This window comes from Variovorax sp. CCNWLW186 (genome assembly GCF_037203865.1).
Classification (GTDB): Bacteria; Pseudomonadota; Gammaproteobacteria; order Burkholderiales; family Burkholderiaceae_C; genus Variovorax.
In genome coordinates this window covers 96,855-108,723 of the sequence record NZ_JBBCBO010000019.1, presented here as the reverse complement: position 1 = coordinate 108,723, position 11,869 = coordinate 96,855, and the positions used below count along the sequence as shown (strand labels likewise).

The 11,869-nt window shown below is 66.4% G+C and carries 10 protein-coding genes; 4 read left to right on the top strand and 6 right to left on the bottom strand.

Annotated elements, in window-relative coordinates:
- Positions 1 to 115: 115 nt before the first annotated feature.
- Positions 116 to 853, top strand: a complete 738-nt coding sequence (locus V9K97_RS20755; protein WP_337320345.1) for an SDR family oxidoreductase — start codon at positions 116 to 118, stop codon at positions 851 to 853.
- 21 nt (positions 854 to 874) lie between these two features.
- On the opposite strand, the gene V9K97_RS20750 is transcribed toward V9K97_RS20755, so the two are convergent.
- The 3 genes from V9K97_RS20750 to V9K97_RS20740 are packed head-to-tail and all read right to left on the bottom strand — an operon-like array spanning position 875 to position 4,402.
- On the bottom strand, positions 875 to 1,189 hold the full coding sequence (locus tag V9K97_RS20750) for a polyhydroxyalkanoic acid system family protein (RefSeq protein ID WP_337320343.1): 315 nt from the start codon (positions 1,187 to 1,189) through the stop codon (positions 875 to 877).
- The gene (locus V9K97_RS20745) at positions 1,182 to 2,318 is read right to left on the bottom strand and encodes an aminopeptidase (protein ID WP_337320341.1); all 1,137 of its coding nucleotides are present in this window, start codon (positions 2,316 to 2,318) and stop codon (positions 1,182 to 1,184) included. The genes V9K97_RS20750 and V9K97_RS20745 overlap by 8 nt, the downstream gene beginning before the upstream one ends.
- Positions 2,315 to 4,402, bottom strand: coding sequence for a molybdopterin-containing oxidoreductase family protein (locus tag V9K97_RS20740; protein ID WP_337320339.1), 2,088 nt, complete (start codon positions 4,400 to 4,402; stop codon positions 2,315 to 2,317). Before V9K97_RS20740 ends, V9K97_RS20745 begins: the two co-directional genes overlap by 4 nt.
- A 58-nt stretch (positions 4,403 to 4,460) precedes the next feature.
- Here V9K97_RS20740 and V9K97_RS20735 point away from each other — a divergent pair, with 58 nt between their 5' ends.
- The gene (locus V9K97_RS20735) at positions 4,461 to 5,585 is read left to right on the top strand and encodes an ABC transporter substrate-binding protein (protein ID WP_337296554.1); all 1,125 of its coding nucleotides are present in this window, start codon (positions 4,461 to 4,463) and stop codon (positions 5,583 to 5,585) included.
- A gap of 37 nt (positions 5,586 to 5,622) precedes the next feature.
- Here V9K97_RS20735 and V9K97_RS20730 read toward each other — a convergent pair whose 3' ends face one another.
- From V9K97_RS20730 to V9K97_RS20720, 3 genes are all read right to left on the bottom strand, one after another.
- Positions 5,623 to 6,717: a M14 family metallopeptidase gene (locus V9K97_RS20730; protein WP_337320337.1), complete on the bottom strand. Its 1,095-nt coding sequence runs from the start codon at positions 6,715 to 6,717 to the stop codon at positions 5,623 to 5,625.
- On the bottom strand, positions 6,714 to 7,916 hold the full coding sequence (locus tag V9K97_RS20725) for a M20 aminoacylase family protein (protein ID WP_337320335.1): 1,203 nt from the start codon (positions 7,914 to 7,916) through the stop codon (positions 6,714 to 6,716). The genes V9K97_RS20730 and V9K97_RS20725 overlap by 4 nt, the downstream gene beginning before the upstream one ends.
- Before the next feature lie 162 nt (positions 7,917 to 8,078).
- Complete coding sequence (locus V9K97_RS20720) at positions 8,079 to 9,275, bottom strand: glycerophosphodiester phosphodiesterase (protein WP_337320333.1); 1,197 nt, start codon at positions 9,273 to 9,275, stop codon at positions 8,079 to 8,081.
- A 99-nt stretch (positions 9,276 to 9,374) separates the two neighbouring features.
- Between V9K97_RS20720 and argE the strand changes: the two genes are divergently transcribed.
- Together argE and V9K97_RS20710 are read left to right on the top strand one after the other, a co-directional pair.
- Positions 9,375 to 10,541 (top strand): acetylornithine deacetylase, encoded by a 1,167-nt coding sequence (gene argE, locus V9K97_RS20715; RefSeq protein WP_258503547.1) that lies wholly within the window; start codon positions 9,375 to 9,377, stop codon positions 10,539 to 10,541.
- Complete coding sequence (locus V9K97_RS20710) at positions 10,534 to 11,796, top strand: DUF445 domain-containing protein (RefSeq protein ID WP_337320330.1); 1,263 nt, start codon at positions 10,534 to 10,536, stop codon at positions 11,794 to 11,796. The genes argE and V9K97_RS20710 overlap by 8 nt, the downstream gene beginning before the upstream one ends.
- Positions 11,797 to 11,869: the final 73 nt, after the last annotated feature.

Here is an 11,869-nt window from a genome sequence, read left to right as displayed (position 1 = left end):
AGCGAAATAAAGGAGGAGGGGCGCAGCCCCGGGGGACATTCGCGGAGGGGAGTACCCGGTGGCCTTTGCACACGCCCCGAATGCATTCCAGCGCACACCACAGTAAACAACCATCATGAAAACCTCCTTCGACTTCTCCGCCAAACGCGCCCTCGTGACCGGCGCCAGCAGCGGCATCGGCCGCGCAGCAGCCATACGGCTCGCACAATCAGGCGCATCGGTAACAGCCGTGGGCCGCAATGCCTCGGCACTCGATGCCCTGCACACAGAAGCCGGTTGCACCCCACTGGTGATCGACGTCGAAGATACGGCCGCATTGGAACGAGAACTCGCAGCGTTGCCAGCCTTCGATCTCGTGGTGAACTGCGCCGGTATCGCATTGCTCGAATCGGCGTTCGACTTCCAGCCCAAGAATTTCGATGCCGTGATGGCCGTCAACGCGCGCGCCGCCGCGCTGGTGGCCTCGCGCTGCGGCAAGGCGATGGTCTCGGCCGGCGTGCGCGGCAGCATCGTCAATGTGTCGAGCCAGGCTTCGCTGGTCGCGCTCGATGCGCATCTTTGCTATTGCGCATCGAAGGCCGCCATGGATGCGATCACGCGTTCGCTGTGCCTTGAGTTTGGGCCCCACGGCATTCGCGTGAACAGCGTGAACCCGACTGTCACGCTCACGCCCATGGCCGAGCAGGCCTGGGCCGATCCTGCGAAGAGCGCGGCTGCGCTCAGGAATATTCCGCTGGGGCGGTTTGCGCAGGTCGATGAAGTGGTGGCGCCGATCTTGTTTCTGCTCTCCGATGGCGCATCGATGATCAGCGGTGCGGCGCTGCCGGTGGACGGCGGCTACACCATCGTCTGAAGCCGCTGCGGCTAAGAGCCGTCAGGCAAAGCGGCTTTTGCCGCCCGGCGCATCGAGCAGCGCGTCGAGGTTCTTCGCAATTTTCTGCTCGATCTGGTCGCTGAAGCTGCTGAACAGAAACCCCAGCGTGGCCTCCAGCGTCAACGTGTTGGCCGTGACCTCCACGGTGCCGTCGATGCCGGCGCGGCTGAACTGCGCAACGTCGCTGGTCTCGCCCTCGGTATAGGTGCATTCCAGGCCGTAATCCTGTTCGACTTGTTGCATCCATTGGCGTGCGACTTCGCGTGCGCCGGCAATGCCCAGCGCGTGGTTTCGTTCGATAAGGATGTCAGGCACCGTGATCTCCGTGGTTGTCTTGATTCTTGTGGATGGAATTGTTCGTCTGCAGGATGCCGGTGGCCGTTTGCAATGCGTGGCGCCGCTCCTCCATCGTCGGCAGCGCGGCAATGCGGCGCACCTCCTTGTAGAAGCGCGGCCAGTTGCGGCCCTCGCGCTCGAACAGCGCCTCGAAGCCGGGCACCAGGTCGTCGTAGGCACCCTGGGCTGCAAAGGTCGCGTTGTTGGCGCGAGCCACCCAGAGGTCGTAGGCGCCTTGGCGCGGGCCCAGCCATTCTGCGCGCAGCCGGGCGTAGCGCTCGCGAAAGTCGTCCATCGCCGCCTTTTTCATGGCGCCGACTGCCGTCCAGTCGCCAGCCTTGGCCTGCGCGGATTCGTACACCTGGTTGAGCGCTCGGCGCGTGTTGAGGGCCAGCGCGCGGAACTGCTGACGCTGCGCATCGAAGCGCGCGTATTCGCTTCGCGCCGCGTCGCTGGCCTCGCGCTGCAGCCACAGGGCGCCGCCGATGCGCTCCACCGCCGTGGCGTACGACTCGTTGAAGACCGTGTCGCCCGGCACGTAGAGCACCTGGTGCGCGAGCTCGTGGAACACGATGCGCGCCAGCTCGCCTTCGGGGTAGCCGATGAAGGTGGAAAGCAGCGGGTCGCCGCCGGCCCAGTTCATCCAGCCGAGTGTGGAATATGCCGGCACCGGGTACACGGCGGTTTCCAGGCCCTTGGCGCTCTGCGCCTCGGCTTCGGCTTTGGCCGCGGCCTCGTCGTAGTAGCCGCGATACCCCACGCAGCCGGCCACCGGAAAGCACCAGTTCTTGAGCGTGAGCGAATACGGCGGGGCGGCCACCACGTTCCACACCGCGGCGCGCCGGCGCAGGTCGGCATACGACTTGTAGCTGGGATTGTCCGGCAGGGCCAGTTCGGTCACGGCAAAGCGGCGGATGCGCTGCGCGAGTTCGAGCTTGGCTTTCAGCGGCTCGGAAACGGCCGGGTCGGCCAGCCACTCGGGCACCGGCTTGGCGGCCCGCATGATGCCGATGTGGCCGCTGGCCGATTGCCAGTAGTAGCCAAGGTCGGCGCAGCCGCCGAGCAACAGCAGCGCGCCGGCCAGCGCGAATGCGGGGGCAGCCCTCACCCCAACCCACTCTCAGCGGGAGAGGGAGCAATGCGCTCCACTTCGACCAGGCAGTCGTAGAAAGTCGGGCCGCGGCCGATGTCGGTCAGGCGTTGGCTGGTGAGCTGGTTGACGTTGGTGCCGTCCATGCCGAGCTTGCGCCACCAGATGCCCATGCCGTGCACCACGCCGGGCCGCGCGCGGCGCGAGACTTCGGCGCGGCAGCGGTGCTCGCCGCGGCTGTTGAACACGCGCACCGTGGCGCCGCTCTCGATGCCGCGCGCGGCGGCGTCCGCCTCGTGGATCTCGAGCAGCGGCTCGCCTTCGATGGCGCGCAGGCTCGTCACGTTGACGAAAGTCGAATTGAGAAAATTGCGCGCCGGCGGCGAGATCATCGCGAGAGGAAATTCGGCCGAACCGCCCGCCGGCTCGTAGTTGGGCACATGGTCAGGCAGCCCGTCCATGCCCTGCGCCTGAAGGCGCGCGCTGAAGAATTCGCAGCGGCCCGAAGGCGTCGGAAACTTGCCGTCTGCAAAAGGCGCCTCAGGCAGCGGCAGGCTGGTGAAGCCTTGCGCGAGCAGCTCTTCGTAGTCGATGGCGCCGGGCGCAAAAGCGGTGCGGCACAGCGCCTCGTCGTCTTCGGAGAAGCAGGGCTCGTCGAAGCCCATGCGGCGCGCCAGTTCGCGGAAGATCCATGCGTTGCTGCGCGCCTCGCCGCGCGGCGCGACCGCGGGGCGGTTCAGCAGCACGTCGGTGTGGCCATAGCTGCAGTGGATGTCCCAATGCTCGAGCTGGGTGGTGGCGGGCAGCAGGTAGTCGGCGTAATCGGCGGTGTCGGTCTGGAACTGCTCCAGCACCACAGTAAAGAGGTCTTCGCGCGCAAAGCCCGCCACCACCTTGCCCGACTCGGGCGCCACCGCGACCGGGTTGCTGTTGTAGACCACGATGGCCTTCACCGGCTTGGCCTGGTCGAGCAGCGCGTCGCCGATGGTGCTCATGTTGATGGTGCGCGGCTGGCGCCCGGCAAGCAGGTCGGACCGCTGCAGCGCGGCGCGGTCGGCCGGAAAGTGGCCCGAACTGCTCAAGAGAAGCCCGCCCGCGCGGTCTCGCCAGGCGCCCACCAGCGCGGGCAGGCAGGCAATGGCGCGCGCCGCGTTGCCGCCGCCGCGCACGCGCTGCATGCCGTAGTTCAGCCGAATGGCGGCCGGCTTGGTGGTGCCGTAGGCCTGCGCCAGCGCCACGATCTGCGCCTCGGGCACGCCGCACACGGCGGCGGCGCGCGACGGCGGCCATTGCAGGGCGCGCTCGCGCAACTGCTCCCAGCCGAGCGTGTGGTTTTCGATGTAGTCGTGGTCGAGCCAGTCGTGCACGATGAGTTCGTGCATCAGCGCCAGGGCCAGTGCCGCGTCGGTGCCGGGCAGCAGGGCGATGTGCTCGTCGCACTTGTCGGCGGTTTCGGTCTTTCGTGGGTCGATGCACACCAGCCGCGCCCCGGCGCGCCGGGCGGCCTGGGCGTGGCGCCAGAAGTGCAGGTTGCTCGCAATGGAGTTGCTGCCCCAGATCAGGATGAGCTTGGCCTCGGCGAAAAACTCGATCCGCATGCCGATCTTGGCGCCCAGCGTGTAGACCATGGCCTCGCCGCCGGCCATGGAGCAAATGGTGCGGTCCAGCAGCGTCGCGCCCAGCTTGTGGAAAAAACGACGGTCCATGGACTCGCCCTGCACAAGACCCATGGTGCCTGCGTAACTATAAGGCACAATTGTTTCTGGATCTGTCTGCAATGCACGGAGATGCGCGGCGATGTCGTCAAGAGCGGCGTCCCAGCTTACGGGTTCGAACTGGCCGCTGCCTTTGGGACCGACGCGTTTCATGGGCTGCACGAGGCGCTCGGCATGGCTGTTGCGCTCGATGTAGCGTGAAACCTTGGTGCAAAGGACGCCGCCGGTGTGCGAATGGGCCGGATTGCCCTGCAGCTTTACGGCCACGCCGTCTGTGACGGTGGTGACCAGCGCGCAGGTGTCCGGACAGTCGTGCGGGCAAGCGCCCAGGACCGTGGAAGTTTCGGTGGGGAGAACAGCAGTTGTAGAGACCGGGGCATCGTCCATCCGGCAAGTCTAAAGTTTTCCAGGTAGTGCGCGGCATTGCGCAAAAGAGGTTTTCACCATGATGAATCGCAGACATTTTTCACTGGCCACCGGCGCGGCGGCGCTGGGTGGCTTCCAGCTGGCCAGGGCCCAAGGCGACACGCCGCTGGTTCTGGGTCAATCGGCCCCCTTCACCGGCCCGGCCGCTCAGCTCGGCATTCAGTTTCACCAGGGTGCCAAGCTGTTCCTGGACCAATACAACGCCCAGCCTGGCCGCCGCCAGGTGGTGATCAAGAACCTGGACGACGGCTACGAGCCCGACCGCTGCGCGGCCAACACGCAGAAGCTGATCGAGGAAGACGTGTTCGCGCTGTTCGGCTACATCGGCACCCCCACCAGCATGGCGGCGCTGCCGCTCGCGGTGAAGGACAAGGTGCCCTTCATCGCGCCGTTCACCGGCGCCATGTCGCTGCGCGAGCCGTTCCAGAAGAACGTATTCCACCTGCGCGCCTCGTACAACGACGAGACCGCGCTCATCGTGAAGCAGCTCACGCACCTGCACCTGAAGAAGATCGCGGTCTTCTATCAGAACGACGCCTACGGCAAGGCCGGTCTCGACGGCGTGACCCTGGCGCTTTCGCAGCAGGACCTCAAGCCGGTGGCGCTGGCCACGGTGGAGCGCAACTCGGTCGACGTGGCCTCTGCCGTGAAGAGCATCGTGGCGGCGCGCCCCGACGCGGTGGTTCAGGTCGGTGCCTACAAGGCATGTGCGGCTTTCATTCGCGAGGCCCGCAAGGCCGGCTACGGCGGCACCTTCTTCAATGTGTCGTTCGTGGGTACCCAGGCGCTGGCCGACGAGCTGGGCAAGGGCGGCGCGGGCGTGATGGTGACGCAGGTGGTGCCCTCGCCCTACAACCCCGCCAACGCGATCACGCGCGAATTCAGCGACGCGGTCAAGAAGGCCGGTGCCGCGGCGAGCGCCAATTTCTCGAGCATGGAAGGCTACCTTGCCGCCAAGGTGCTGACCGAGGGCCTGCGTCGCGCGCCGGGCAAGGCCTCGCGCGACGGCCTCATTGCGGGGCTGGAGAGCATCGACCGCCAGCAGTTCGGCGGCTTCGAGGTGTCGTTCTCTCCCAAGAACCACGTCGGCTCGAAGTTCGTCGAGCTGTCGATGATCACCGCCGACGGCAAGATCAGGACCTGACCGCAGGGGCATCGCGCCCCACTTCTTGCTTCTTGCGTCAGCTGCTCAAGCCGTCCACGGCCTGGAACATGGCCTGGCGGGCCTGGCTGACGATCTGGCCGCGCCACGCATCGGTGTCGGTATAGAAGGCATCGCGCATTCGCGCCCGAATGCCGTCGGCCAGCTCGGCCGGCGCTTCAGGGTGCTTGTGCAGCCAGTGGTCGGCGCGCAGGGCGCCCAGAACGTCGAGCATCGGCAGCGTGCCGTATTCGAGCGCAATGCCGGTGTATTCGGCCTGCGGGCATTCCTGGTACACCGCTTCGCTGATGAGGCCGCTCAGCAGCGCCGAAGTGGACGAACCGTCGTAGATCGACGTCACCGGCGCCGCGGGCGCGCCCCACCAGGCGTTGGCGCGCGCGTAGGCCGCCTTGTCATCCCGTCCCGCGAAGATGCGTTCGCCGATGCCGTTCGGCCCGAGCCCGGTGTGCAGGTCGATCCAGCCCAGCCGGCGCGTGCCGGCCGCATGGCGGCGCAGCACATTGCGCAGCATCTTGTTGCTCCAGGTTTGCGCCTTGCCGCCAAAGAACAGCCCGTCGTCGAACTGGTATTGCCCGCCGGTGACAGCCGCCTGGAAAGCAGCGACACCATGCTTTTCGATCCACTGATCGACCGCGGCCTGGTTCTCGGGCGTGGGCGGCCAGGCGTCGGGCAACAGCAGCGGATGCAGCTTGGCATAGGCCTGGTTGACCGGCAGCGGCTTCGAGAAATCGACGAAGTTGCGATTCAGGTCGACGTTCTCTTGCGTGACACGCCGCCCGCACGAAAAGCCGTGCGGGTTGAGCGCATGCACGTACAGCACCGCAACACCCTGCGCCTTGGCCTTCTCGCGCCACTCGGCGTCGTGCAGCGCAAACACCTGCACGCCGCTGCCGCAATGGCCCTCCACGCCATGGCAGGCGCTGGAAACGATCAGCAGGCGCTCGGCGTTGGCATCGCCATCGAGCGCCACATCCATCGAAAGCTCTTCGCCGTCCTGCCCCTTGGCCGGATGCGCATGCGGCTCGACTGTGAGGCCCGCGCTCACGCAGGCCTGCAGGAATTTCTGGCGCGCCTGGGCGTAGCGCGGCGAAAACGCCTCCCCGATGCCGATCAAGATGCGTTTCCTCCGGGCTTCAGGAACTGCTCGGCCAGTTGCACCCAGCAGGTGGCGCCCAGGGGAATGAGGTCGTCGTTGAAGTCGTAGCTCGCGTTGTGCAGCGTGCACGGCCCTTCGCCGTGGTGCACGTCGCGGTGCGAGCCGTCGCCGTTGCCGATGAAGGCATAGGCGCCCGGCTTGGCCTGCAGCATGAAGGCGAAGTCTTCCGAGGTCATGGCGGGTTCCTGCCGCAGCACGTTCTCGGCGCCCACGATCTCGCCCATCACGCGGCGGGCAAAGTGGGCCTCGGCCTCGGTGTTGATGGTGGGCGGGTAGTAGCGCTCGAAGCGGAAGTCGCAGGTGGCGTCGTGCGCCGCGCAGATGTTCTCGGCAATCTTCTTCATGCGCGCCTCGATCATGTCGAGCACCTCGATGGAGAAGGTGCGCACGGTGCCCGTCAACTCGCAGTTGTCGGGAATCACGTTGTTGGCTTCGCCCGCGTGGATGGTGGTGACCGAGATCACGGCCGAATCGGTCGGCTTCATCTTGCGCGTGAGAATGGTCTGGAACGCCTGCACGATCTCGCAGGCGATCGGCACCGGGTCGATGCCGGTCTGCGGCAGCGCGGCATGGCCGCCCTTGCCGATCACGTTGACATAGAACTTGTTGCCCGACGCCATCACCGGCCCGGGGCTCACCGCGAACTGGCCGGCCTTCATGCCGGGCCAGTTGTGCATGCCGAACACGGCGTCCATGGGGAACTGCTCGAAGAGCCCTTCCTTGATCATTTCGCGCGCGCCGCCGCCGCCCTCTTCGGCCGGCTGGAAGATCAGGTACACCGTGCCGTCGAAGTTGCGGTGCTTCGCGAGGTGCTGCGCCGCGGCCAGCAGCATGGCGGTGTGGCCGTCGTGCCCGCAGGCGTGCATCTTGCCGTGGTGCTTGCTGGCATGGGCGAAGGTGTTGAGCTCGGTCACCGGCAGCGCGTCCATGTCGGCGCGCAGGCCGACGGCGCGGTTGCTGGTGCCGTTCTTGACGATGCCCACCACGCCGGTGGTGCCCAGGCCGCGGTGAATGGGAATGCCCCATTCAGTGAGCTTGCCTGCCACCACATCGGCGGTGCGGACTTCTTCGAAGCAGAGTTCGGGGTGGGCGTGGAGGTCACGCCGCACGGCGGCGATGCCGGCCGCCTGCGTGACGAGCGAATCGATGAGTTTCATGGGGCACAGTCTAGGCTTTGCGGCTCACCACCGCAAAGACCGTGCCGGCGAATTACGCACTCCCCCAGGCTTCGCGCACTTCGTGTCGCTTCTCCCTCCCCCTCGCCGGGGGCAACACCAGCGGCCCGGCAAAGCCGGTTCCGCGGTGTTCCCCGCAAAAACTCAGCGGCCGATGCTCTTGAGGTAGTCGGTCCTCGCGGCAATTGCCGTGTCGGTGAAGTCGGTAAACACGCCGTCCACGCCGAGCTTGTAATAGATGGCGTACTCGTTCTTGCCGTCCTTGTTGTAGTCGGCGGCCAGGCGGCGCGACTCGTTGCGGAAGGTGAACGGGTGCACGAACAGGCCGGCCTTGTGCGCGTCGGCGATCAGCGTGGTGGGCGAAACCGAAGTGGCATCGGCATCGTTGATCTTGCCGTCCTTGTTGACGTCGAGCGGCTTGCCGTCGGCGCCGATGCTGCCCTTGATGCTCACGATGTAGCGCTTCCACGGGCCGATGCCGTCGGCATAGGTCTTGATTTCGGCGAGGCCCGCGGGCGTGACCATGACGTCGAAGTTGCGCTTGTCGCCGGCCTTGGTCCATTCGTAGGGGCGGTCGACCGGCACGGCATAGGTCATGGCACCGGTCTTCATGTCGATGCCGTCGCCGTCGATCAACTGGATGAGCCGGGTGTTCAGGCCCTTGCTCTTCATGTACTTGAGGCTGCCGGGCTCGAACGACTGCACGTAGACGGGCGCGGTCTTGCTGTTCCAGCCGGCGGCGTTGATGGCGGCAATGACCTTGTCTTCCATCGGCAGGCCCAGGTCGCGGAAGTAGGTCGGGTTCTTGGTCTCGGGGTAGATCGCGATGGTGCGCCCGGTTTCCTTCGACTTGGCCTTGGCAAAGTCGATGATCTCCTGGAAGGTGGCAATCTTGAACTTGCCATTGAACTCCTGCGGCCGCTCGGCGTCGGTCGAAATACCGCCCAGCGTCTTGATCTCGGCCAGCGTGAAGTCGTTGCTGAACCAGCCGGTCTGGGTTTCGCCGTCGACCTTGATGGTCTTCTTGCGCGAGGCGAAGCGCGGGTGCTTGGCCACGTCGGTGCTGATGGCCAGGTTGGGGTCGTGGCGGGCAATGAGCACGCCGTCCTTGGTGGAGACCAAGTCCATCTCGATCACGTCGGCGCCCAGTTCGATGGCGCGCGCATAAGACTCGAGCGTCTGCTCCGGCAGCAAGCCCGAGGCACCGCGGTGCGCAATGACCAGCGGCGGCTGGCCGTCGAGCGTCAGCAGCTTTCCGGGAGAACCGCCGGGGCCGGTGGTACCGCAGGCGGCAAGGCAGAGGGCAGCGGTTGCAGAGAGAGCCAGCTGAAGGTTGCGCATCGTCTTTTTCTCCATCCAAAAGAGGCGCAGGGTACCCGCTTCGCATGACAGCAGCGGCACCCGCGGCGCGCGGGGCCGACTTCTTGGACAATCTGTTGCATGCTCCATACGCTTTCCCCTCAAAGCCTCGCCCTGGCCCAGGCGCTCGTGCGCATGAACACCATCAGCGCGAACAGCAACCTCGAACTGATCGACCTCGCACAGAGCCACCTGGCCGCGCTGGGCGTCAAAAGCCGCATCACCTACAACGCCGAACGCACCAAGGCCAACCTGTTCGCCACCCTCGGCGAAGGCAAGCCGGCCGGCGTCATCGTTTCGGGCCACACCGACACGGTGCCCTGGGACGGGCAGGAATGGAGCGTCGACCCGCTCTCCGCCGTGGTGCAGAACGAGCGCCTCTACGGCCGCGGCTCGGCGGACATGAAGAGCTTCATCGCCATCGCCCTTGCCAACGCCAAGCGCTTCCTGGAAAGCGACTCGCCTTACGCGGTGCACTTCGCCTTCAGCTATGAAGAAGAAATCGGCTGCTTCGGCGTGAAGGAACTGATTGCCGACATGCGCGACGCCAACATCAAGCCGCTGGCCTGCATCGTGGGCGAGCCCACCAGCATGGTGCCGGCCATCGCGCACAAGGGCGTGTACCGCTACAAGTGCTGCGTGCGCGGCAAGGAGGCGCACTCGTCGCTCACGCCGCATTCGGTCAACGCCATCGAGATGGCGGCGCGCGTGGTCGGCAAGGTGCGCGACATGGCCGAGGGCTTCGAGCGCAGCGAGCCGCGCTACGAAGGCTTCGACGTGCCCTTCAGCACCGCGAGCGTGGGCCAGTTCCACGGCGGCATTGCCGACAACGTGGTGCCGCGCGACGCCGAGTTCCGCTATGAATTCCGCGACCTTCCCACCGCCGATGCAAAGCGCATGCAGGCCGACGTGCTGGCCTATGCCGCGAGCATCGAGCCCGCGATGAAGAAGGTGGCGCCGGATGCGGGCTTCAGGTTCGAAACGATCTGCGAGATCCCGAGCTTCCTTGGCGCGGCCGACGACCCGATCACGCTGCTGGCCCAGCGCCTCGCGGGCGAAGATCGCACCACGCTGGTGGCCTTCGGCACCGAAGCGGGCCTTTTCAAGAACGCCGGAATCCCCACCGTGGTGTGCGGCCCGGGCAGCATCAACCAGGCGCACCAACCCGACGAGTTCGTGAGCCTGGAGCAGCTGGCGCGCTGCGAACTGTTCATGGAACGCCTTGCGGCCACGCCGACCATTGGCTGAAGACCACCACGGCAGCGACGCGCTGCAACGGATGAAGCGCGTCGCGCTCGGCCTGCTGTGCGCCGCGGCGCTGCTGTATGCGCTGGCCAGCGCGCTGCACGACGAGCACGCGGCCTGGGGCTACGTGGCCGCCTTTGCAGAGGCGGCGATGGTCGGCGCCATTGCCGACTGGTTCGCGGTGGTGGCACTGTTCCGCCACCCGCTGGGTTTGCCGATTCCGCACACGGCCATCATCCCGAGCAACAAGGACCGCATCGGCGCCAAGCTGGCCGGCTTCATCTGCAACAACTTTCTCGGCACCGAGCAGGTGCTGGCCAAGCTCCGGGCGTTCGACGCGGCCGGCCGAATTGCAGACTGGCTGGCCCGCCCCGCGAGCGGCGAGAAGCTCGGTGAATGGGGCGTGGCCGCCACGCGCTACGGCCTCTCGGCATTCGACGACGAGCGGGTTCGCGCCTTCATGGGCCGTGCTGCAGCCGCGGGCCTGGAAAAGATCGACCTCTCGCGCCTGACCGGCCAGGCGCTGGACGCACTCACCGCGGGCGGGCGCCACCAGGCCCTGCTCGACGATGTGCTGCAGCAGGTGGCCGGCCTGCTCGAAGGCGAAGAGGTTCAGGCGCACATCACCGAAGCCATTGCGCGCGAGATAAAAACGCTGCGCTACGTGGGGCTCGACCAGGTGGCGGCCAAGCTCGCCACGCGCAAGATCGTTGCAGCAGTGGCGCGCACCATTGCCGAGCTGGCGGCCGAACCCGGCCACCCGATGCGCAAGCGCTTTGATCACTTTGTCGACGACTTCGTGGTGCGGTTGAAGCTCGACCCCGAGTTCCAGCAACGCGGGGAACAGATCCGCGCCGAGCTGATGGCCCACCCCGCGCTGGGCGATTACCTGCATGGGTTGTGGGGCGAGCTGCTCGCGTGGCTGCATGACGACCTGGGCCGAGGCGATTCGACGATCCGCCGCCGCATCGCGTCGATGGCCGGTGCGCTGGGTGCGCGCCTGCAGGCCGACGAAGCGATCCGCCGCTGGATCAACGAGCAGATCGAGGCGGCCGCGCCGCTGGCCATCGAACGCTACCGCGAAGACATCCGGCGCTACATCGAAGAGCGGGTCGCCGAATGGAATGCGGAGGAGATGACCGTGGAGCTCGAACGCAACATCGGCCGCGACCTGCAGTTCATCCGCATCAACGGCACGCTGGTGGGCGGCCTGGTGGGGCTGTTGATACACACCGCGACGCAGCTGCTGCGCGGGTAATCCACAGCGGAAGAAAGTCCGCATGTTGCCGCACATGTCGCAGTAGCGACTGCGCCGCATCCCCCTCCTCCTT